The following is a 23,295-nucleotide window of genomic DNA, read 5'->3' on the forward strand; positions in this document are numbered from 1 at the left end:
TTTACCGAACATCATCAAATACGGTTATTTCTACCTTACTTACTCTGTCGATTCAATTAAGGACTTTCTATAATGAGTAATAGGTAAACACTGAACCTTGACAATTTAGGAGTCTCTTATTTTCTTGTCTTATCAGCAAGAACTTAGAGATTCTAGGTTTCTAGCGATTTTGCTATGGCAATCTCCGTTAGAACATTTTCGGGGTGTTTATATGATTTTTTTCTCTCTATTTTTGACTATTTTTTAATATGACGAATTACCAAGGAACCAAAGCAATTATTGCTAATAACTTTGCTGATCAGTTAAAGCTTAACAAAGTCACCAAGGATATTTACTTGGAGGGAGAACTATTTGACTTACCTAAGTTTAGGTATCAGGTTTCTCTCCAGCATAATACAGTCCTAAAAAATGATAAGTATATCTATGAACTAGCCCACATCTACGCTAGTAAAAATCTCTTCTCTCCCTTAGAGGATTACTTAAGTGAATGCGAGTCTAAGTTCCCAGATATAGACTACAAAGATGTTTTTAGAGAGCTTAATGAGAAAGTCCTACATATTGACCCTGATGCCTTAGAAGGAGTATTTTTACCTAAGACTTTAGTAGGTGCAGTAGCTAGAGTATTTCAGCCCGGTTGTCAATTTGATACTGTACTTATACTTAAAGGTTCTCAAGGGTTTTATAAGACTTCTTTCTTCAAAGCATTAGCAGGAGAGGACTTATTTACTTCTATGACTTTGCAAGCTTATAGCAAAGATGAACAGATGGTTTGCAATAGTAAGTGGATTATTGAGCTAGGAGAGTGTGAAGATAGTCTTACACCTTATCTCTTAAGTAAATTAAAGGGGTTTATTACGAAAACAAGCGACACCTATCGCAAGCCTTATGATAGTAAACCGATTACAATCCCTCGACAGTTTATTCTGGTAGGTACAACGAACAAAGATAAGTTTTTAGTTGATCCTACAGGTAATAGAAGATTTTGGTGCTTAGATGTAAACGAGAAAATAGATATTGACTGGGTAAAAGAAAATAGAGATTTGATTTGGGCTAGTGCTGTTAAAGCCTATAAAGATAATTATCCTATCTACTTAAATGAAACTGAGCAAGAAATGCTTAATGCCGTAAATAAAAAATATGAAGCAAATGATATGTGGGAAGATATAGTAGCTGATTGGGTAGAGAAACAAGAAAAGCCTTTTGTTTTGAGCGATGTCTTAACACAGGCTATAGGAAAAGAACCTAAGTCTTGGACTAAAAAAGATCAAGAAAGGATTATTAATATTCTGACAGGTTTAGGCTTAGAAAAACCCACTAAAGCTAGTAGAGTCAACGGTAAGTCGGGTAGATACTGGCAAGTACCTGTGGCTGTAACTAGGTAATTGCTCAGTTACGGTTAAGTTACGAGCTGAATCCTTTATATATCACGGGGTTCAGCTATTTTGTAACTGTGTAACCGTGTAACTGTAAAATTTTAACTAATCGTTTGGAGCGATCGGTCAATCTCGTTAGTTAATTGATAGACCCGGAGAAAATAAATATCCCAGGGTGTTAAAGTTAGTTGAGTTACAGTTACATAGTTACATAGTTACACTTGTCAGGATAAAATTACCTACTGATAACTAGCTAAAACTATTGCTATAAAATTTTATGGTTTCAGATAACTAGGTGATTTAAGTCACAGTATATGCAGATGACTACTGTTAAATTCATAGGTAATGCTGGGAGAACTTTTAAATAATTACTAAAACTCTTATAAGGTTCTATTGGCTTAAATAAAATTACCCAAAATAGGGGATTAAGTTTTATGAAGTGGGCAAAATCTATGTTTTTGGATGAAAAGTTTAAAGCCGATGATAATAGACTAAACTATGACTCTTATGAAGAGCTAGGTCTAATTTGTGGTCAATGTGGAGAACTTGTCTTTTTTAAGCAAGGTATAGAGAGAGTTTCTCACTTCTCTCATTACAAAGATACAGGCAAAAATAAGTGTAGATGGAGAACCAAGAGCCATGACAGTACACAAAACACTGATTCAGAGGCTAAAAAACAAAGGTTAGAAAAGTTTCAGAAAAAAATTCAAGACATTATTGACGAAGGGATAATTAAATATCAAAAAATTTCATGCTCTCAGCTTGACGATGCCAGACACTGTAAAATCTTACTCGATCGGATAGATCAAGGTAAAAGCTTAGTTAATCAATATAAAATTGATATTAATTTATGGTTGAGTCGGTTTTACAAGGAAAGGGAACATATTCAAAAATTTGCATTATCTTCGTATCATAATAAATCCTCTGAAATACAGCGCCTAGTTTTTTCCAATATAGTTCATTACTTGTGCCTTCCCGCTAGTGAGAATATTTTAGGAAACATCCTTTACTATGTGTTTTATTTATTAAATAAAGAGGTCGCTCTTAATAACGATTTCGAGGAAGTTCGCTCTAAAGTCATTGAAATAATAAGTTTTGCTAATTGGGAAAAAGAATATAAACTAGCAAAAGGATTGGTAGATACTAGCAAGTTTGAACAGAATGCACATAGTGATTTTGTGAATTCTCCCGTAGAGGTCAAGGGTTTCGTACATTCCAACATTAAACCCAAACCATCTATTATAAATGATGATGGTAGTATAGCCATAAGTAAGGAGGTAAAGTCTCGTACTCCAAAAGCACCAAAAACAAAGCTGACTAATCTATCAGATGTAAAGTTAATAGCCCAAAACTCTCTAGAATGGTCGGGCATGATAGCAAATGTCCCGTGTAAAGTAACATTGGTCAATTATAAAGACCATTGGCAACTGGAGGCACTACCTATTAAGGACATTCCTAGCTATCCTCTACTCTATTTTCTTGCTAATAAAGCGATAGAAGGTTACTGGCAAGAGAAAGAGGTTTTTAACCTAATAATAGAGCCGATAAATAATGAACTCTCTCGACTAGATGGATTAGCTGCAACATCTCAAGATCCTAAGAAGATAGAAAAAATAGGTATCCGTGAAGCAAAGTTGCAAAAACTAAAAAGCTCGGTTTTGAGTCGGCAAAAACTAAATAATAATGTCTTAGCAGAATGCACGGATCTAGTCAAAAAAGGGATAGAAAATGCAGATTATAGACCTTCTACTACGGATCTGTATTTTTCGAGATATGTTCTAGGGCAGGTATACTTTCTCTCTCAAGTAGACGATAGTATTACCTATCTTCTAGACGATTTCATGTCACATAAGAGAATACCTACAAAGGTAAGTAGTGCGGTCGAATGGCTTAATCTGGTTCCTTCCAATCTAAAAAATCAATTTCCCAAGCAAAAACCAACTTTAAAGGAGTTACAAGGATATCTTTATCCGAAATTTAACGCCAAATTTCCTGGAGTAGAGCTAAAAATACGGGAGGAAAATAAAAAAATTTTTCTAGATATCATCTATGAAGAAAAAATCCAAGTTACTCAGTTATTGACAGCTAAAATGCCTGCTACTGATGAAAAAAACCCAGGTAAAGTATCTACTAAGGTGGCTACTACCTTAAATTTCTCGCAAAGAAGTGTTTTTGAGAAGTTTTTAAGAGTAAGAGACGGGCGTTTTGTAGCAGAAGCGCAGAATCAATTACGTCATTTAGTCAATATTTTCTTATCTCGCAATTTCTCTACTTTAGTAGGGGAAAACAAGGTAGGTAAACAGAAAAAAGTTGCCGAGATTATCGGTTTAGAACGGTCTAAGCAGAGTTGGAGTGCAATAAAGAATAATTTTGTTAAATATTTAACACCCTTTAGCGCTGATTCCGCAGTAGATAAGGGAAAACTAATTTGGTTGAATACTGGAAAACCTTTATCTATTCAAGACCTTGAGAATTTAGTGATTAGTATCGGTGAGAATTGGTCGAATTGGTCAAAAAAGAATGAGGAGTATATACAAGTAGGAAGTAATCAGGTTCTCAATACTAATCCAGAACGTCTAGCTTATGTTTTCACAGCAAAAACCCTAACAGGAACACCCGAAGTAGATCGAGTTGCTTGGAAACACACCCTAGACTGGATGTGTGAAATAACTAAGCTACCAATTGGGTTTAGAGCGAGTAATGGTGTCATTTTAACTCCTGATGCTTTGTACGATTCCCATGTAGATAAGTGGATGTACAGAATAAAGATTCAACTAATTGACATTCTACTAGATTCTAAAGCGGGCAATATCGAAGCATGGTTGCAGAAATCTCCTGAGTATTTGTACGACACCCTTAGAAAGTTGAACCCAAACTGGAAATCTACTACTTCCAAAGATATCTTGAAGCATTTAGAAGCTATGCACGATTCTCTAAATATTGGTCTCAAAGTAGAGAGTAGCCTGCAATAAACTTCTAGTTATAGTAAATGTGGTGATTTACTCTAGCTCTTTCTACTAAAAGCATTCAACCTTTGACTTAAGTCAGTAAAAAGAATGAATATTTAGTAGATGTAAACAAATAAAACTGGTATATATACACTACTAAGATAGGACATTATATCTAAAAAGTGATATAGGAAAGTATATAAGAAATATGAGAATCTATAGGAACAGAGTAGAGACGATAGCTAAATGGTTGAGGTTAGAGTAACCCGCTTTCCTTATGTGGTTTTATTACATAATTTATTTCAATGCAAACTCAAGTTTCTATAACTAAAATAAATCATATTATCTGCCTCTAGATTGAGCTATATGGAGTGATAAGGCACGTAGGGGTATGAATCTACATTTATTGTGTAGAGGAGTCTTAAAACTCGATTTAAGAGGGATAGAGTGAGATGTGACCGCTTAGGGTCTAGGCAAGTAGAATTATTAGGCAGTAATTATCTTTCTACCTAAAGAATTTTGATTTACTTATAAACCCTAGCTTTCAGACCTTAGTTGGGTATGAAACAGGTATTCTGGTACTAGACCCACTTCATACCTAGAAATGAGCAGAAGGCTAGAAGTTTTATCTAACCTTGGTTTGAGCTATCAAGCTGGTGACAGGATTTGAACCTGCGACAGGCTGATTACAAATCAGCTACTCTACCAACTGAGTTACACCAGCAGTGAAAATTAATATAGCAAACTTATAGTCATTAGCGCAACCCCCCCAGCCAATTTTTTTTCAAATTCGCTCAAAACCCCTCCCCGTAAGGGCAAAACCGGAATTGTCTGCCCGCTGCCAATTAACTAATCGCACCGCCAAATCTTAATCGTCTGATCCGCACTGCCGCTGGCGAGCAAATTGCCCGAAGGTGCGATCGCCACCGAGTACACCGTACCCGAATGTCCCTTAAGACTGGTCAACAACTCCCCCGTCTGCAAATTCCAAATATTAATCGTATTATCATCGCACCCGCTAGCCAAAGTCAAACCGTCCCGACTGATAGCAACCGACTCGCCCCGACTCACATAATTCTGCAAAATATGCACCGCCTCATTCATTCCTAAATTCGTTACACCCTTTCCCCTCCCAGAATTAGTATTTAAAATCCGCAACAAACTGCCCGTCTGCAAATTCCGCAGCTTAATCGTATAATCATTGCTCACGCTAGCAAGAATCTGACCATCCGGCGCGATCGCCACAGAATTCACCCCAACATTCAACCCCGAAAGAGTCCGCAGCAACTTGCCACTTTCCACATCCCAAACCTTGCTCGTCGCATCCGAACTACCACTCGCCAATATTTTACCGTCCGGGCTAAAAACCACCGCATTCACATTGTCAGAATGACCCCTCAAAGTCCGCAGCAACTCACCACTCCGCAAATTCCACAGCTTAATCGTATTATCAGCCCCGCCGCAGCTAGCAATTACCAGGCCCTTCGGGTTAATCGCCACCGAATTCACCTCCATAGAATGTCCCGGAAAAGTACACAGCAAATCGCCGTTGTGCAAATTCCAAAACTTAATTGTTTCGTCCGAACTACCGCTGACCAACATTTTTCCGTCATAGCTAATCGCAACCGAATTTACGCGATCGGAATGTCCCGTCAGAGTGCCAATTAATTCCGTGGTTTCTAAATCCCAAATCTTAATAGTTTTATCCCAACTACCGCTAGCCAAAATTTTGCCGTCAGGGCTAATCGCCAGAGAATTGACAAACGATGAATGTCCCGGCAGCGTATATACACACCGCCATTTCTGATGTTTTAATTTGTGAGCTAATTCCTTCACCCGCTTAGCTGCCGCCTCAGCTTCCTCTCTGCGTTTGAGTTCAGCCTCCTCCAAACGCTGGCGTTCCGCCCTAGCTTTCGCCTCTCGCAGCGCCAGCCGCCGCATCTCTCCCTTATAGACTATTCGCTGCTGCTCCTGAATTTCTTTAAGAGTTTCAATATACGGTTTTGCCCAATCTTTAGAAAACCATTCCTGAGCAAATTCCGCCTCTAATGTAAATAGCTGAGGTTCGTGAGTAAAATCGATATTTAAATAATACAAATCAGCTAAAAAAGCCGCCAATAATTTGTGAATTGTCACAATTATTTGCCTAATAATCCGCAAGCTCAGCTTTCTATCTTTTCCCTCCGCCTCCAACTGGTGATAAACCTCTTCCCAATTCCAAGGCTGCATCGCCACTAGAGAAACGCTCTGATTGATGACTCCCCAAAAACCCACATGAAAATTAACTTCATAATCGCTGATATCGCTGTACAGTATAGCTGTCGGTACGGGAGACAACACAGTCTGCAACCGCTCCACATCAATATCAGAAATGGATTTTTTGAAATAGTCTCCGTAAAACTGAACCGGGCACAACTCTCCGTGCGGGGAGTAGTGCTGGTTCAAAAAAGCTCTTAACTTAGCCGGCAGCTCGATATTCAGATTGTGGCGAAACGAATCGGGGCAATCTTCGCTAATTTTTGCGGGAGCAACTAACAGCAGCAATCTGTGCTGCTGCTGCTGCAAAATCTGTTCAGTTTCCTGCCTGCTCAAATTAGAAAACCAGTTGTCCCTGTCCCAAATAGTTTGAATTTCGTTCAGCTTAACTCGAATTGCTTCTGATTGAAACTCCCGCATTAAGTCGCGGCAAAGCCGACTAATTGCCCGCTTATCTCTTACTTCTTGTGCCTTAATTCGATTAGCCCGTTCTTCTTTTACCCTTTCTTCTGCGTCGGCGATCGCGATTAATTCTTGTTCTCTGGCCTGCTGCCGCTGCAAATATCTCACTTGTGCTTTAATCCAGCGGGGGTCTTTTTTGATTTGCTGGTTCAAAGCTGAAGAACCAGAGGGTTCAATTTCTGCATAGCGTTCGTTGACAGCGCTTGCTCCCAATCTTTCTCCCAATTCAGAGGCTACAGGCTTCAACAGTTCAATTAGAGTGTCTGAGACTGGGCGGGGTAAGGACATACCAGTTAAAACTTTTTCTTAGTTAAGGGCGATCGCGCGAGTCAGACATATCCCCCTGGGGCGGGGACTCTTGGCGGGGCTATTAGATTTGGGCGATCGGCCGATGCTATATGTAAGGCGTATCGTGCAGGCGAATCGTGCAGCCGCGCCAGCTTAGCACCTTAACTTAATAATAATATTTATTTATACACTTTACATTTTACCCCGAATCTGACTAGAAAACACCGACGGAAAAGACTTCAGGATATGCGATCGACCCTGAGTTCCCCCAATTTGTTTTTTTTGTTGCCATTTCACTCGCTCTTGTCTATAATCGTACTTCACAACCATAATTACGGTATTCCTACCTAATAACCGTACTTTATCTAGAGGAACAAATATAATGAGCCCGTGGCAACGCCTAACTCAACACCTTTACTGGCCGCAACAGCCACCAGCCGGTACAAATAAATCATTGACTGGGCTGAAAAGATTTGTGTCACTATTTTTAGTGGGAATAACTTTAAGTCTAGCCGTTGCATCCTGCGGCCAGGGAACCACCAACAACCCCGCAGCCAGTCCCGGCAGCAGTCCAGGCGGTGCTAGCCCAGCAGCCAACAAAGGCAACGTAGAATTAACCCTAGTATCCTTCGCCGTCACCAAAGCCGCCCACGAAGCGATAATTCCCAAATTCGTAGAACAATGGCAAAAAGAAAAAGGCCAAACCGTCACCTTCAACCAAAGCTACGGCGGTTCCGGTTCCCAAACTCGCGCCGTAATTGACGGTTTAGAAGCAGACATCGTACACCTAGCCCTCGCCCTCGACACCGCAAAAATCGAAAAAGCCGGACTAATTCAACCTGGGTGGGAAAAAGAAGTTCCCAATGAAGGCATAGTCAGCAAATCCGTAGGAGCAATAGTTACCCGCGAAGGCAATCCCAAAGGCATCAAAACCTGGGAAGATTTAAGCAAAGACGGAGTAAAAGTGATTACTGCCGATCCCAAAACATCAGGCGTTGCCCGCTGGAATTTCCTCGCACTTTGGGGTTCGGTTGTTAAAACCGGAGGAGACGAAACCAAAGCATTAGACTTGACTACTAAAGTCTACAAAAACGTCCCCATCCTGACTAAAGACGCCCGCGAAGCCACCGATGTATTTTTCAAACAAGGGCAAGGCGACGCCTTAATTAACTACGAAAACGAGATTATTTTGGCCGGTGAGAAAGGCGAAAAACCGACTTATACTATTCCCGAAGTCAATGTTTCGATCGACAACCCCATTGCCGTTGTCGATAAAAACGTTGATAAACACGGTACTCGCGAAGTCGCCGAAGCATTTGTCAAGTTTCTCTACACCCCAGAAGCTCAGCGAGAATTTGCCAAAGTAGGCTTCCGCCCAGTAGATGCGACAGTAGCGGCGGAACCAGAATTTGTCCAAAAATATGCGCCCATCAAAACCCTATTTACAGCTCAAGACTTAGGAGGTTGGGGAGACATTCAGAAGAAATTCTTCGATGACGGAGCTGTTTTTGACAAAATTCAAGGTTCAATTAGACAGTAGTGGCCGGGGCGGGTTTACGAGATGATTGGTTTTAGTCAATTATTTTTGGTAAAACCCGTATCTGGTATGGCGCCTCGCTGCTAGATATGCGATCGCGCCTTGCAGATTGTAGGATGGCGACGCACCCTACATCTATCTAATGAGCCGGGGCGGGTTTACCAGATGATTGGTTTTAGGCAATTATTTTTGGTAAAACCCGCCCCTACAGCAATTATTCTTTCCAACTCAAAACTATTGACTTATGGCTGGATCATCTGCAATCAGTAACCCTCAATCTCCGATCGAAAATATCAAAAAGGCGATCGGCAAAATAACATTACCTTGGGGAATCACCCTAGGCTACCTCAGCTTAATGCTATTCCTCCCAGTTACAGCAATGCTGCTGAAAGCCAGCACAGCAAACCCCGCCGAATTTTGGGCAATTGCCACCAGTCCGATCGCCCTTTCCGCCTACGATGTCACCTTCTTTACGGCATTAATTGCGGCCTTAATTAACGGAGTGTTCGGCACATTAATTGCCTGGGTATTAGTCCGCTACGACTTTCCCTTAAAACGGATTGTCGATGCAGTCGTCGATTTGCCCTTTGCACTGCCTACCTCCGTCGCCGGTTTAACTCTCGCCACAGTTTACAGCGATAACGGCTGGATTGGTTCGCTTTTTGCACCTTTAGGAATCAAGATATCCTTTACTCGCTTGGGCGTAGGTATAGCGATGATATTTATTTCCTTGCCATTTATAGTTAGAACCGTACAGCCAGTTTTAAACGAGATGGAAAAAGAAATCGAAGAAGCAGCTTGGTGCTTAGGTGCTTCTCAATTTGAAACCTTCTGGCGAGTAGTTTTGCCACCGCTATTTCCTTCTATTTTAACCGGAGTAGCACTCGGATTTTCGCGAGCGGTTGGCGAGTACGGCTCTACTGTAATTGTAGCTTCTAACATACCGTTCAAAGATTTAATCGCCCCGGTTTTAATTTTCCAAAGGTTAGAACAGTACGACTATGCAGGAGCAACAGTTATCGGCACTGTCATGTTAGGTATTTCCCTGGCAATGCTGTTCGCAATTAATCTCTTACAAGCATGGAGAAGACGCTATGACGGCTAATATCAATTCACCCGCTGGTTACACATTTCCTCCCGCCGGTTCTAGTCGGAGTAAGGAAAAAGCTTGGGTAAAACCAACTTTAATCGGAATTGCGATCGGCTATCTCGCTCTTGTCTTATTTATCCCCACTCTCAACGTTTTTTATCAAGCTTTCAGAAAGGGATTTGAGCCATTTTTTTCTAACTTAACCTCGCCAGATTTTCTGCACGCAGCGCAACTAACCCTGATAATTTCTCTGATAGTTGTGCCAATAAATACAGTATTCGGTTTGTGTGCAGCCTGGGTAATTGGCCGCAACAAATTTCCGGGTCGCACGCTATTAATTAGCCTTTTAGACGTGCCTTTTGCCATCTCTCCCGTAGTTGCAGGTTTAATGATTGTACTGCTTTACGGTCGGCTGGGATGGTTCGGGCCGTGGCTGGAGGCGGCCAATATCAGGGTTATTTTTGCCTTCCCTGGGATGGTGCTAGCTACTGCTTTTGTTACCTTGCCTTTTGTGGCCCGCGAAGTAATTCCTGTTTTGGAAGAAGTGGGAACAGATCAAGAAGAGGCGGCGAAAACTTTGGGAGCAAATGACTGGCAAATTTTCTGGAATGTCACGCTTCCCAGTATTCGCTGGGGATTGCTTTACGGAGTAATTTTGACCAATGCTAGAGCAATGGGAGAATTTGGAGCCGTCTCTGTGGTGTCGGGAAATATTGCTAAGAAAACGCAAACTTTGCCTTTGTTTGTAGAGGATGCTTACAAGCAGTACGCGACGCAAGCCGCATTTTCGGCTGCGGTAGTTCTCGGTCTTTTAGCAGTTGTTACCCTCGTGCTTAAGGAGATTTTAGAACGAAAAACTAGGATCAAAGAAGTTGAATAATAGTAATTAGTCATTAGTCATTAGTCATTAGTCATTAGGGCTTTAGGGTGCGCGCTGTGAACCTCATCCCTCAAACGAGTCATTAGTAGGGTGCGGCGCTATCGACAATCTGCTTGGAATCTGGAAAATCTCACAGCGAACCACCCTACAAAATATTGGTGCAAAGTGTAAACTGAAACAAAAATTAGGAGTCCCAAATGTTAGCTCACAACACTAGCGAATCTGAATTTGAGGCGATAGACCATTTTCACAAAACCCAAGAATCAGATATTCCCCACTCTGATAGTGGTGACAGCAGACCAACTCAAACCCGCATTCGCATTCGTGTTCCTAAAGAATACCATCAGGAACCTGTCATCTCTAACCTGATTTCTGAATACGGTTTGACGGTAAATTTTAATGCGGCTTTGTTGGGTGTCAAAACTTTAGATGACGGTTGGTTTGACTTGGAACTTAACGGTACAAGTAAACAGATTGAAACGGCTCTGATGTATCTCAATGATTTAGATGTGGAAATCTGGAGCAATTCCAATAACCCGGATGAAGAAACTTGGTAATTAGTGAGTCTTGGACGCACAGAACTGGAAGAGGAGCTAATATTCTGGATCGACACGCCTAATTTTCTTTCTTGGAGCAGGTTTATTGAGTCTAATAGTCTCCAGGAATGTTAGTCATGAGCCAGCATATCTATTCCTGTAAAATAACCGTTATCAAGCTTCTAGTGAGGAATGCAAGTCGTCATAAAACTCAGAGGACTTGCATTCCTTCCTACAAAGCAATTTGATTGGGGTTGTTTGATCGCACATACCGATAATTCAGCAGCTAACAACTACCAAATAACACCAGCCTACAGCTAATAACCGTGATTGATGACTCTTGATTAACAAATATAGAGCGTCATCAGTTAACTATTCGATTGACAATTTTTATAAAATCTGGTAGTTTACCCATCTCTGGCATATCAATAAACAGCGCAAGTCTTCTCCAACATTTTTTTAACAGCCGGAACAATATCCCCCTTTAAGACTTCTCAACAATCAAACTAACTCAGTGAGGGCAGGGGATCATATAAAAAACTTTTTGTCAATATTCAATTTAGGTGAAAGTTAGGTTAGGTGAAATTAGGGGCGATCGACTCTCATCCGCACTGGAAAAAGATCGATCGCTGCTGCGGTTGGTTTGTGATATGAATTTGATGTGTGTGTGTACCAGGAGAATTTGAACGTGGAACCCTATAAAGAACGGAAACACCAGATAGTTTTTGCAGATTCACAAGTTAAAGATTGTGAAAGTTTAACAGAAACGGTCAATCCCGATACAGAAATTGTTATTCTGAAAGCCGATCGCGACGGCATCGAGCAAATTGCCGAAACACTTAAACAGCGGAAAAACATTGCAGCCGTCCACATTTTGTCTCACGGTGCAGCAGCCAGCTTGCAACTGGGAGCAACAGAACTAAATCTGTGCAACATTGAAAGCTACCGCAATTATTTAGAAACATGGTTTGCTTTGCCAGCAGCCGAAACAAACTCTAACTCTTCAATTACAGCTAAACCAGAAATTCTACTTTACGGTTGCAACGTCGCCGCCACAGAAGCCGGTGTGGCTTTCGTGCAAAGGCTGAGCCAGCTCACCGGGGCAAATATTGCCGCTTCCGATAACTTGACTGGGAATGCTGCGTTGGGTGGAGACTGGGAACTAGAAGTAACTACGGGCAACATAGAAACACCTTTAGCATTTTCAGCAGAGGCGAGGGAAGCTTACAGTGGCGTACTGCCTGACTTGAACCAAACGACTGGCGACTTTAACGGACTGGTAAATGCCATCAATGTTGCCAACATCAACAGTGGCATTGACACGATCACTCTCACTGCCGATATTACCCTCGCAGGGCAATTGCCGAGAATTACCGACACCACCACTATTGTTGGCGGTGGTTTCAAGATCAGCGGCAATAACAACCGTGCCTTCGTAGTTGATAACACAACCTTTAACATCTCAAACCTCACCATTGATTCCGCAAAAGCAGTAGGCAACGCAGGAACCATCGGTGGTGGTGGCGCTGCGGGCTTAGGTGGCGCACTTTTTATCAACAACGGTACAGTCACAGTTGACAGAGTTACTTTTTCTAATAACTCTGCCGTTGGCGGTGCAGGTGCGGCGGGGAACGGTGGCAAGGGTGGTAACGCGGATTTGGCTACTGTTTTTCGAGGCACACCCGGTGGAAATGGAGCAAATGGCCGCGACGGTCGGCCTAGCTTTGGCGGAAATGGAGAAAATGGCGAACCGGGTACTGCCGGTGGAGCTGGCAGTCCTGCCGGTAATGGTGGTACAGGTGGTAATGGTGGTACAGGTATTGCAACTTTTTCTGGCGGTACTGGCGGTACTGGCGGCATTGGTGGCGCTGGTAGCGTTGTCGGTAGTGGCGGCGGTGGTGGTGGTGCCGGTGGCGTTGGCGGTGCTGGCGGTGGTGGTACTCAAGGTAATGGTGGTAATGGTGGCAATGGCGGTGCTGGCACCTTTGGTGGTGGTGGTGGTGCTGGCGGTACTTTTGGTACAGGTACTGCGGCTGGTGCTATCGGGGCTGGCGGCATTGGCGGCTTCGGCGGCGGTGGCGGTAGTGGCAATGGTGCAAGCGCCGGGGGCACTTTTGGCGGTGCAGGTGCTATTGGCTTTGGTGGCGGCGGTGCAGGTTTAGGCGGCGCGATTTTTGTTGGCGGTGGCACTTTGACCATGACCAACAGCACCTTATATAGCAACACAGTTACGGGTGGCGATGCTGGCAATGTTGCCGCAGGTGCGGGTACAGCCGCAGGTGGTGCAATTTTCGTCAACTTAGGTGCTACAGCTACCCTCACTAACAACACGATCGCTTATAACTCTGCAACAGCCGCCACAGTTGGCATACCGGCTAGTCTGATTGCTAGTGCCGGAGGAATTTACAACAACGGCGGTACAGTTACAGTCAAAAACACGATCGTTGCTGGCAACGTTGCTACTACCGACACAGATGTTACAGGGGCATTCACAGGGAACAACAACCTAATTGGGGTTCTCGGCAGTAGCACTGGTTTCACAGGTCAGGCATTAGCGGTTCCTTTGGCAAATGTATTAGCTCCAGCCGCCTCTGCCGGACTCAACGGTGCAACTACCGGCCCGTTCACCATTGCCCTAGTTGACAACAGCCCCGTCACTACCAGCAGCAACCCTGCAATTGGTGGGGGCGACCCGACAATAACGGCAGTGGGCGCTACAGCTTTTGACCAACGAGGTACTGGCTTTCCTCGAAAAATTGACAATACTCTTGTCAGCAAACCGAATATTGACATCGGTGCTTACGAGTACGGGCCCGTGGTCGTGGGTCAGAAATTCAACGACCTTAACGGGGATAGCCTGCAAGGTGCCGCGGCAACTGAACCAGGTCTAGGCGGCTGGACTATTACCGCAGGTACGAAGACTAATGTAACATCTGCCGTTGCTGCCACTCTCGGCCAATACACTCTCACGGATACTAAGGCAAATACAGCGATCGCAGAAACGTTACAAACCGATTGGGTGCAGACTTTGGCACCAACGGTGACGACTGGTACTGCTGATGTTACCGGTGCTAACTTCGGCAATTTCAAAAAAACCTCGATCGCGGGCAAAACCTACACAGACATCAAAGGCGACGGCTTCACGTCCGATGACACCACACAAAACGAGGTCACCGTCACTTTATACCAAGACACCAACGGCGACGGCATATTCCAAGCAGCCACAGATACGATCGTGGGTGCGCCGGTACCGACTGCCGGAGCCGGAGATTACACATTCTCCGATATAGGCCCGGGCAAATATTTAATACAAGCCACGGCCCCAGCCGGCTCTAGGATCTCTTTTCCCGCTGCCGCAATTCCCGTTACCGCCCTAAGCGGTACTCCGGTCATCAACACCGCAGCCACTCCCACCAACTTCGGTATCTTCAAAAACATCACCATTAGCGGTACCAAATTCGAGGACAAAAACGGCAACCGTGTCCTAGACGCGGGAGAGGTAGCACCGACAACTCCTTTTGATATTCAGTTAGTTAACGCCGCCACCGGTACAGTGGCACAAACCAAAACTACAGATCCCACCGGCAACTACACCTTTACCGACGTTGGGCCCGGCACCTACACCCTGCGGGAAGTGCCAAAGCCTGATTGGCAACCAACTCTTGCCCCCACTGGCAGCATCACTACCAACAGTGGCGTCAACATCACCAACACCGCAGCCACTCCCACCAACTTCGGCAACTTCCAACTAGGCAAAATCAGCGGGATTAAATTTAACGATCTCAACAAAAATGGCACTCAAGATTTGCCAGCAGAACCACCCCTAGGAGGCTGGACAATTTACTTGGATGCCAACACCAACGGCGTGCAAGACCCCGTACCAGCCGAAACAGGCACCAACGCCACCGTCACCGATGTCGCCGGTAAGTATCAGTTCACCAACCTGCCAGTCGGCACTTATACAGTGCGGGAAGTGCCACAAACAGGCTGGACGCAAACTGTTCCCCCTGTCAATGCAGCTACGCCTACTCTTCCCGGCGCGTTTACGATCGCCGTCACCAGCGGCACCGACTCCCAAAACAACAATTTCGGCAACTTCAAGCCCAACTCGATTAGTGGTCTGAAGTTCAATGACCTCAACAACAACGGGGTACAAGATACCGGGGAACTAGGGCTTGCCAACTGGCAATTCTTCCTCGATCCCAACGACAACGGCATCCTCGACACTGGGGAACCGAACACACTCACCGATGCCGCCGGCAGCTACAAATTCCTCGACTTGCCGGCAGGTACCTACAAGGTGCGGGAAGTCTTGCAGCCTACTTGGACGCAAACTACCCCCGACCCGGCCGACATCACTGTCACCAGCGGTCAAGACATCGCTAATATCAACTTCGGCAACTTCCAGTCGAGCACCATCAGCGGTCAAAAATTCAATGACCTCAACAACAACGGCGTTAAGGATGCCGGAGAATTGGGGCTAGGTAACTGGCAAATATTCCTCGACAGTATCACTCCCGATGGCATCTTTCAGCAGGGCGAACCGACTACCATCACTGATGCAGCGGGCAACTACACTCTCCGAGATATACCCGCAGGTACTTACCAGGTAAGGGAAGTCCAGCAAAATGGGTGGACGCAGACGACCCCCAACCCGGCTCCCGTTACGGTGAATCCCTCCGATAACATCACAGGCATTGACTTCGGCAACTTCCTGCCCCAACCGGGGGCGATCCGAGGTCTGAAGTTCCAAGACACCAACAACAATGGCACTCAGGATGCTGGAGAACCGGGTTTACCCAATTTCCAAATTCAGTTAACCAATGTCGTAGCTGGAACTGCGCCTGATCCTGTTACTACTACCACAGACAACAGTGGCAACTACCTGTTCGCGAACCTAACGCCGGGAACCTACCGCGTCAGGGAAGTCAACCAAACTGGGTTCACCCAAAGCACACCCGAACCCGCCGACATCACCCTAACTTCCGGCGCTATTGTCAGCGGCATCAACTTCGGGAACTTCCCAGTGCCGACGCCGACGCCGACTCCGACGCCGACGCCGACGCCGACTCCGACTCCGCCGCCACCGCCACTGCCACCTGTACCGACGCCGACGCCTGCACCTGCACCTGCACCGACGCCGACACCTGCACCTGCACCTGCACCGACGCCGACACCTGCACCTGTAACGACGCCGACACCTGCACCTGTAACGACGCCGACACCTGCACCTGTAACGACGCCGACGCCTCCACCTGTACCGACAGATTTGGTTTGCCCTGAGAACTTCCCCAGGATCGCTACTCCCAATGAGGCGGGCACTCCTTCAGCGGGTGTGAGCAACGGCCCTAACGGCGACGATACGATCGTGGGTAGTGTCGCCAATGACTCTATCTTCGGGTTGAGCGGCAACGATTTGATCTTTGGTCGAGGGGGCGGCGACTACATCAATGGCAATATAGCCAACGATACTGTCTACGGAGGCATCGATAGCGATACTCTCTTCGGTGGCAAAGGGTTTGACCTGATTTTTGGCGATCGCGGTAACGATACGATTTTTGGCAATCGTGGCAACGACTCTCTTTCTGGCGACGAAGGCAATGACTTATTGTACGGGGGCAAAGCCGATGACGTAATGTTGGGAGGCGCTGGCGACGACGTGCTGTTTGGCGATCAAGGCAATGACACTCTCTGTGGCGGCGAGGGTAACAATACCTTAATTGGCGGCAGCGGCGATGATTTGCTCTTTGCTGACACCGGCGAGGATTTGCTCTTTGGCGGCATTGGCAGCGATACCCTCGTCGGTGGCAGTGGCAGCAATGGCTTTGTCTTGTCAGCGGGCGGAGGAATTGACACGATTTTCAACTTCACCGCAGGAGTTGATTCGATCGAGTTGCTGGGAGGCTTGGACTTCAATCAACTGTCATTAACCGAAACTAATGGCTCAACGGCGATCGGAATCGCCAACAGCGACCAGATTTTGGCTATACTGACGGGCGTAAAGCCGAGCCAGTTATCGGCTCAGAGTTTTAGCTTGCTGGTTTAGTCTGCAGATCAAACTCGGCAGTTACAGCCGAGCATACACTTGCCTGCCGTCCCAGTAGAGAGGGACTAGCCGGAAGCAGAACCTCTAAGCATGGGTTTCGAGGCTCTGCCAAAGAAGGGGAACTAATTCAGTTCCCCTTCTTTGGTCAAATTTGTTCGAGATACTTCAGCAAGTCGGCCATTTCTTGCGGACTCGGTTGAAACTGCGGCATTGGTGGGGTTTGCCCGCTGGTGACTTGCCGGATCAGATCCAATTCGGATTTGCGCTCGGACACTCCGTGCAAGTTGGGCCCGACTTGACTGTCTGAAACGGAGATGTGACACCCCGCACAGTTCATTTGAAAGATGGCGGAACCCTGAAACGGGTTGCCAGTGAGGGATAGTACGCTTTTGACGTAAGGATCGGCGACTTGAAATTGACGTATTGTGATAATGGCCAACATGATGGCAAGCAACACCGCTAGCGCAAATATGGCAAGTCGCTCGATCGGGTTTTTAATTTCATTCCTGGCAAGTTGGTTATTCAAAGGAGTTCAATTAAAAATAGTATCTACAAGAAAATTTATTTCTCATAACATAGCTTAATCGTTCGCAGCGGGGAGAGCAAGGTCTGATACTCCCGGAAGGGCGCTTTTTGGAAAATTCATCTGTGTAAGTGCTGGTAATATTAAAAATAGGTTGTTAAATCTTAACGTTAAGGAGCTCTCATGGTAGAACCGCTGCTTTCAGGTATTGTTCTGGGTCTAATCTTTGTTACTCTGGCGGGGCTGTTTTTTGCTGCTTATCAGCAGTACAAGCGCGGCGATCAGTTGGGTATCAATAAGTAAAAGGGGTCTACAGTCCCTAACTCAGGCTGTCAGGGGGAGGGGGAATTGGGAATTGGGAATTGGGAATTGGGAATTGGGCATGGGGCATGGGGCATGGGGCATTGGTCATTAAATCGGCCTACTTACTTCTTCCCTCTTCCCTCTTCCTTCTTCCCTCTTCCTTCTTCCCTCTTCCCTCTTCCTTCTTCCTTCTTCCTTCTTCCTTCTTCCCTCTTCCTTCTTCCCTCTTCCTTCTTCCTTCTTCCTTCTTCCCTCTTCCTTCTTCCCTCTTCCTTCTTCCTTCTTCCTTCTTCCTTCTTCCTTCGTTAAAGATATCGATCGAGAATAGCAGCAGTTTCCAGCCCTGTTTTTTCCCAGCTAAATTGTTTTGCTCTGGCTAAACCGAGCTCCCGCAAGTGCGATCGAACTTGGGCATCGACTGCAAGCTGGTGCATAGCAGAGGCAATTTCCTCGACGCTGTAGGGGTTGACTAATAAGGCTGCACCCCCTGCCACTTCGGGCATTGAAGACAGGTTAGATGTGATGACAGGAGTGCCGCAGCCCATTGCTTCGAGCACGGGGAGGCCGAAGCCTTCCCAAAGACTGGGGAAAACCAGGGCGATCGCTTGGTTGATGACTTTGGGCAAGTCGGCTGCGGGGAGGTAATCGAGGAATTTTACTCGATCGACCAATCCCAATTCTTGAACCTGCGCCTTCAGCAGCGGTGTATAGCGTTTGTCTTCCGAACCTGCTATCCACAATTCGTACTGGGAATTATGATGCAAAGCAGCAAAGGCTGCTACAACACGCTGCACGTTTTTATAAGGATTGTGGCGGCCGATATAAAGAAAATAATTGCTTGTTGGTAAGTCTAGAAAGCGGAAAAAACTGGTATCATATCCTGGGAAAATTGGCGTAATTAAATTAGTAGGAATCTTGCAAAAATTAGCGATATCTTTGGCAGTGGATTCAGAGTCGCAGATGACGTGTTGAGCCTGTCGCAGCACTTGGGGAATGTAATAGCGGTGGTAAGGTGTCAGAGGATCGAAGCGACGGGGAAATCGCAGCGCTATTAAGTCATGTACTGTAATTATATAGCGGCAACCTGCAAATAAAGGAGCTTCGGGAATTGGGGAAAATAACAGGTTTGATTTTAGCTGTTTGTAAATTTTGGGGATTTGGGTTTGTGTCCACACCAATCGGTTGATGTGTCCTTTGGTTCCTTGTTCGGGTGTTAGGTTGGCGGGGATTTGGTAGCAGTTGTTATTGGGAAATTTTTCGGCTGTTAGTAATGTTGGGTTGAGGGATTTTAGGTGGGGAAATAGGTTTTTGGCGTAGATGGCTAAGCCGGTTGGTTTGGAAATTAGGAAGGAGAGGTTGATGAGCAGGTTGGATTGGGGATTGGGCATGGGATAATATGTAGATTGCGGTTTTTGAGTGGGATTTTTTTTATTTAACCAGAGATATTGCACCATTCTCAATTAGCTTTTTAGGAACAGGCAAGATGCCTGTTCCACAAAAGATAAATTTTCTTGTGGAACAGGCATCTTGCCTGTTGCTGACAATGGTGCAAGATGTGAGTTTAACCGCAGAGGGCGCAGAGGGCGCAGAGAGGAAGAGAGGGAAGGTTTAAAGATATTGTTGTAAGATGTTGGCGGTTGCTTTTCCGGTTTTGTGCCAGCTAAATTGAGATGATCTGGCTAAACTAGCAGTTTTTAAGTTCGATCGCACTTTTGAATCTGTGGCTACTGTTTGCATGGCTTCGGCTATTTCTCCGATGCTGTAAGGATTGACTAATAATGCGGCATCTCCGGCTACTTCTGGCATCGATGACAGGTTGGATGTGATGACGGGTGTGCCGCAAGCCATTGTTTCTAAAATTGGTAAGCCGAATCCTTCCCAAAGTGTGGGAAAAACTAGGGCGATCGCCTGATTCATCAGTACGGGCAATTGAGAATAGGGAACGTAACCGAGAAATTTTACGAAAGATTGTAAACCTAATTCTTCAACTTGTGCTGTCAACTGCGGTGTGTAGGCATTGGGAGGCCCTGCTAGCCACAATTCGTAATTTGCGCGATCGGGTAAACTCGCAAATGCAGCAATTAATCTTTCCAAGTTTTTGTAAGGATCGTGTCTGCCGGTATAAAGAAAATAATTTTTGGCGGGCAAGTCGAGATATCTAAAATTAATATTATCGCAAGCTAGGGGAATGGGGGTCATTTTCTTAGACGGAATTTGGAAAAATTTAGCAACATCAGCAGCCGTTGCTTGAGAATCGCAAATAATGTGTTCTGCTTGTCGCAAAACCTGCGGTATATAGTAGCGGAAATAAGCTGTTAATCGAGAAAACCGTTGGGGAAACCGCAAAGGAATTAAATCGTGAACTGTGACGATGTAGCGGCAGCCGGAATACAAAGGTGCTTCGGGAATAGGGGAAAATATCAGGCTTGACTGCAATTTTTTGTAAATCTTTGGCAAGTTGAATTGAGTCCACAGCAGCCTGTTAATTTGTCCTTTTGGCCCTCGATCCGGAGTCAGAGTTTCTGGGATTTGATAGCAAGTATAATTGTCAATTTGTTTGGAAGCAAGTAATGTGGGTTCTAGCTGTTGCAGTTGCGGGAAAAGATTAGCCGCATAAGTTCCGATTCCCGTTGGTTCAGGACTTAAGAAGGATAAATTGATTAACAGTGAATTAGACATGATTTTATAGAACAGAATTTATCCCAATTGTAGAGGCGGGTTTTACCAACAATAATTGCCTTAAACCCATAATCTCCTAAAGCCGCCCCACCCAACGAACAATCAAAATTTACATTTTTATGGTTGCACAGAAGTCTGATTTGATGTAAGTTATTGGCGGTGTACGGGCGGGTTTATATAAATTGTTTGTAATCATTAAATATTGTTGGTAAAACCCGCCCCTACGCAATTTATCGATCGCGCTCCATATCGAGCATTTGAGCTATATCGGCAGGATTTGGCAGCCGAATTGTAGCATACTCTTGGTGAATAATATCAAAAAAACTATTGACTTTTTTCTCAAAATGTGCAAGTCTAAAGTTCTGACTGCGTTGCTGTGCACCAGCTTGAAGTTCTGCTAGCAAATCGGGATTAACAATTAGTTGATGTGAATGCTGGCACAGTTCCTCAACGGTATTGAACACAAAGCCCGATCGCCCATGTTCGACAATTTCCGGTTGGCCGCCGCCGTTGAAAACAATCGGAGCACAACTGTTGTGCATTGCTTCCACAGTCGCCATCCCGAAATGCTCAAATCTTTGAGGATTGACTTCACCCAAACCGCAGCCGTGCCAAAATATGCTTGCTCTAGCATAAAGTGATTTTACCTCATCTAACTCAGCATTGACTTTTAGCTCGATCGCCCTTGAATCTTGCTTCAATAAATTCTGAACAGTCTTTAAATAAGGATTTTTCGGAATGCTGCTGCCAACTAAAATTAGTCGCCATCCTTGAAAATCTTCGGGATAATCCGCTAGCAAACTGCGGAAAGCTTTAATTAGTTCAATTTGCTTTTTTGTTCCCCCAGCTTCAAACTGTCCCACAGCTAAAATGATGTTTTCTTTCGGCACTTTAACTGTTGCCATTTCCACGGGCGGATAAAGCAGAAAAGTTGGCTGTAGGTTCCAGCGTTTTTCCAACCACTTGACGGTAAATTGACTGTTGGCAATAATGAAAGTGTAATCATCGACAGCAAAGTGACGGTTGCGGAAGGTATTGGGAAAGTGGCAGAAAAATACTGAAATTGGCGACAGTGGTTTAACTTTTTCCAGTTGGTTCGCGTTGATGAAAATATCGTAGTTTTTGCTTTCTCTGGCAATTTCATCAAAGGGATTTTCCATATCCTCCACGATGATGCTGGAATCGATGCACTGCATTCCGCGTTTCTCGTAAAACGCCAAGGGCATAATTTTAATTTTGCATCCTGAAAGGTTGAGTCCGTACCAGGATTCTAAGTCGGAAACAGCAACTGGTTTGTTGGCGATAAAAGTAATGTCAAATTCATTTTGCAGCAGCGAGGCGAGGGTAGCGACGTATTTTTGGCCGCCGCCGATAAAATGGAGTCCGTGATCGTAAATGCCGATCGACATTTTGCGATCGCCCCGAACCACCTGTAAGCGAGACAAAATGCGATCGATCTTCAGGCGACTGTAAATCACCGCCAATTTTTCCGACAACTGTGGCAATACAGTTTCGATGATTTCTGGTTTCTGATAATCTAGAAGTTTTTTAATCGCTACAAATAAACTCTCGAACAGCCAATCGTACTGCTTGTTAGTAAAAAAATCAGAAGTATGAATTCCTTTGACTAATTGCAAGGGTTCATGTTTTGCCAAATACAAAAACCTATTGCGGTTGCAGAAATACTCGGTAAGTTTGCTGCCTTTACTCGAACCCCGATATTCGTGATGGGCGATGGCGGCGGGAGTATAAAGCATTTTCCAACCGCGTTTGTGGCAGCGTTTGGCAAACTCTACATCCTCAAAATACATCACAAAATCTTCATCTATCGGCCCCACATCTTCGAGACATTCTCTGCGGAAAAGCACCGCCGCCCAACAAAGCCCTTCGACTTCCCGTTCTGTATCGTACTGCCCCGAATCTTTTTCGCCAAAGCCGACATCTCGCCAATAAAAATTAGGTAATTGCTGAATGCCTGCGCTGTTAATTCGCCCGTCTTTAAACAGCAATTTGCCGCTAGTCGCCCCTACTTCTTTATTAGTTTCTAGCCGTTTTACAAGAATCTCTAACCAGCGACTGTCAAGGGTAGCATCGTTATTTAGAAAGCCGATATATTGCCCTTTTGCTTCGCTGATGCCGAGGTTGAGGGCTTTAGCAAAGTTGTTGGCAGTATTGACAAAAATCCGAACTTTGGGAAATAGTTCGCGCAGGAAATTAACGGAATCGTCTTGAGAACAATTATCAATTACAATTAAATCTAGTTGCGATTCGGGATACGCAAGTTTTTGTAGAGATTTTAAGCAATCTTTCGTGTGGCGCAGACCGTTATAGTTGACTATAATTAAGGAGCATATGGGCAGTGTGGTCATCTTTG

At 44.9% G+C, this 23,295-nt stretch carries 14 protein-coding genes and 1 tRNA gene; 9 read left to right on the forward strand and 6 right to left on the reverse strand.

Annotation, left to right across the window (positions count from 1 at the left end; all coding sequences use genetic code 11):
• Window positions 1–248: 248 nt before the first annotated feature.
• Together QUB04_RS05415 and QUB04_RS05420 are read left to right on the forward strand one after the other, a co-directional pair.
• Window positions 249–1,382, forward strand: coding sequence for a virulence-associated E family protein (locus QUB04_RS05415; RefSeq protein WP_333281926.1), 1,134 nt, complete (start codon window positions 249–251; stop codon window positions 1,380–1,382).
• Window positions 1,383–1,807: 425 nt separating this feature from the next.
• Window positions 1,808–4,345, forward strand: a complete 2,538-nt coding sequence (locus tag QUB04_RS05420; protein WP_333281929.1) for a hypothetical protein — start codon at window positions 1,808–1,810, stop codon at window positions 4,343–4,345.
• Window positions 4,346–4,972: 627 nt separating this feature from the next.
• On the opposite strand, the gene QUB04_RS05425 is transcribed toward QUB04_RS05420, so the two are convergent.
• A tRNA-Thr gene (locus QUB04_RS05425) sits at window positions 4,973–5,045 on the reverse strand.
• Window positions 5,046–5,170: 125 nt separating this feature from the next.
• The gene (locus tag QUB04_RS05430) at window positions 5,171–7,327 is read right to left on the reverse strand and encodes a WD40 domain-containing protein (protein WP_333281932.1); all 2,157 of its coding nucleotides are present in this window, start codon (window positions 7,325–7,327) and stop codon (window positions 5,171–5,173) included.
• A gap of 382 nt (window positions 7,328–7,709) precedes the next feature.
• Between QUB04_RS05430 and QUB04_RS05435 the strand changes: the two genes are divergently transcribed.
• The 5 genes from QUB04_RS05435 to QUB04_RS05455 all read left to right on the forward strand — a co-directional run bounded on the left by QUB04_RS05435 (window position 7,710) and on the right by QUB04_RS05455 (window position 17,416).
• Window positions 7,710–8,867 (forward strand): sulfate ABC transporter substrate-binding protein, encoded by a 1,158-nt coding sequence (locus tag QUB04_RS05435; protein ID WP_333281935.1) that lies wholly within the window; start codon window positions 7,710–7,712, stop codon window positions 8,865–8,867.
• 241 nt (window positions 8,868–9,108) lie between these two features.
• Window positions 9,109–9,969, forward strand: a complete 861-nt coding sequence (gene cysT, locus QUB04_RS05440) for a sulfate ABC transporter permease subunit CysT (protein ID WP_333281937.1) — start codon at window positions 9,109–9,111, stop codon at window positions 9,967–9,969.
• Window positions 9,959–10,834 carry a sulfate ABC transporter permease subunit CysW gene (cysW, locus tag QUB04_RS05445; protein WP_333281941.1) on the forward strand — a complete coding sequence of 292 codons (876 nt, stop codon included), beginning with the start codon at window positions 9,959–9,961 and terminating at the stop codon, window positions 10,832–10,834. The genes cysT and cysW overlap by 11 nt, the downstream gene beginning before the upstream one ends.
• A gap of 197 nt (window positions 10,835–11,031) precedes the next feature.
• The gene (locus tag QUB04_RS05450; RefSeq protein ID WP_333281945.1) at window positions 11,032–11,391 is read left to right on the forward strand and encodes an NIL domain-containing protein; all 360 of its coding nucleotides are present in this window, start codon (window positions 11,032–11,034) and stop codon (window positions 11,389–11,391) included.
• 667 nt (window positions 11,392–12,058) lie between these two features.
• Complete coding sequence (locus tag QUB04_RS05455) at window positions 12,059–17,416, forward strand: DUF4347 domain-containing protein (protein ID WP_333281948.1); 5,358 nt, start codon at window positions 12,059–12,061, stop codon at window positions 17,414–17,416.
• 145 nt (window positions 17,417–17,561) lie between these two features.
• On the opposite strand, the gene QUB04_RS05460 is transcribed toward QUB04_RS05455, so the two are convergent.
• Entirely contained in the window at window positions 17,562–17,942 is a 381-nt protein-coding gene (locus QUB04_RS05460) for a cytochrome c (protein WP_333156793.1), read from the reverse strand.
• Window positions 17,943–18,122: 180 nt separating this feature from the next.
• On the opposite strand from QUB04_RS05460, the gene petG reads away from it, so the two are divergent.
• Window positions 18,123–18,242, forward strand: coding sequence for a cytochrome b6-f complex subunit V (petG, locus tag QUB04_RS05465; RefSeq protein ID WP_006632329.1), 120 nt, complete (start codon window positions 18,123–18,125; stop codon window positions 18,240–18,242).
• Between the two features lie 305 nt (window positions 18,243–18,547).
• On the opposite strand, the gene QUB04_RS05470 is transcribed toward petG, so the two are convergent.
• Window positions 18,548–19,630 (reverse strand): glycosyltransferase family 1 protein, encoded by a 1,083-nt coding sequence (locus QUB04_RS05470; RefSeq protein ID WP_333282216.1) that lies wholly within the window; start codon window positions 19,628–19,630, stop codon window positions 18,548–18,550.
• Window positions 19,631–19,725: 95 nt separating this feature from the next.
• On the opposite strand from QUB04_RS05470, the gene QUB04_RS05475 reads away from it, so the two are divergent.
• Entirely contained in the window at window positions 19,726–19,854 is a 129-nt protein-coding gene (locus QUB04_RS05475) for a hypothetical protein (protein WP_333281951.1), read from the forward strand.
• Here QUB04_RS05475 and QUB04_RS05480 read toward each other — a convergent pair.
• Both QUB04_RS05480 and QUB04_RS05485 read right to left on the reverse strand, forming a co-directional pair.
• Window positions 19,851–20,921 (reverse strand): glycosyltransferase family 1 protein, encoded by a 1,071-nt coding sequence (locus QUB04_RS05480; RefSeq protein WP_333281954.1) that lies wholly within the window; start codon window positions 20,919–20,921, stop codon window positions 19,851–19,853. The genes QUB04_RS05475 and QUB04_RS05480 overlap by 4 nt on opposite strands.
• Before the next feature lie 230 nt (window positions 20,922–21,151).
• Entirely contained in the window at window positions 21,152–23,290 is a 2,139-nt protein-coding gene (locus tag QUB04_RS05485) for a glycosyltransferase (RefSeq protein ID WP_333281957.1), read from the reverse strand.
• Between the last annotated feature and the right edge of the window lie 5 nt (window positions 23,291–23,295).

This window comes from Microcoleus sp. D2_18a_B4 (genome assembly GCF_036702475.1).
Classification (GTDB): Bacteria; Cyanobacteriota; Cyanobacteriia; order Cyanobacteriales; family Microcoleaceae; genus Microcoleus.

What these genes read in the sequence shown, in the direction of transcription:
- QUB04_RS05415 (WP_333281926.1), top strand. Translation starts at nt 249, where the DNA reads ATGACGAATTACCAAGGAACCAAAGCAATTATTGCTAATAACTTTGCT.
- QUB04_RS05420 (WP_333281929.1), top strand. Translation starts at nt 1,808, where the DNA reads ATGAAGTGGGCAAAATCTATGTTTTTGGATGAAAAGTTTAAAGCCGAT.
- QUB04_RS05430 (WP_333281932.1), bottom strand. Translation starts at nt 7,327, where the DNA reads ATGTCCTTACCCCGCCCAGTCTCAGACACTCTAATTGAACTGTTGAAG.
- QUB04_RS05435 (WP_333281935.1), top strand. Translation starts at nt 7,710, where the DNA reads ATGAGCCCGTGGCAACGCCTAACTCAACACCTTTACTGGCCGCAACAG.
- cysT (WP_333281937.1), top strand. Translation starts at nt 9,109, where the DNA reads ATGGCTGGATCATCTGCAATCAGTAACCCTCAATCTCCGATCGAAAAT.
- cysW (WP_333281941.1), top strand. Translation starts at nt 9,959, where the DNA reads ATGACGGCTAATATCAATTCACCCGCTGGTTACACATTTCCTCCCGCC.
- QUB04_RS05450 (WP_333281945.1), top strand. Translation starts at nt 11,032, where the DNA reads ATGTTAGCTCACAACACTAGCGAATCTGAATTTGAGGCGATAGACCAT.
- petG (WP_006632329.1), top strand. Translation starts at nt 18,123, where the DNA reads ATGGTAGAACCGCTGCTTTCAGGTATTGTTCTGGGTCTAATCTTTGTT.
- QUB04_RS05470 (WP_333282216.1), bottom strand. Translation starts at nt 19,630, where the DNA reads ATGCCCAATCCCCAATCCAACCTGCTCATCAACCTCTCCTTCCTAATT.
- QUB04_RS05475 (WP_333281951.1), top strand. Translation starts at nt 19,726, where the DNA reads ATGCCTGTTCCACAAAAGATAAATTTTCTTGTGGAACAGGCATCTTGC.
- QUB04_RS05480 (WP_333281954.1), bottom strand. Translation starts at nt 20,921, where the DNA reads ATGTCTAATTCACTGTTAATCAATTTATCCTTCTTAAGTCCTGAACCA.
- QUB04_RS05485 (WP_333281957.1), bottom strand. Translation starts at nt 23,290, where the DNA reads ATGACCACACTGCCCATATGCTCCTTAATTATAGTCAACTATAACGGT.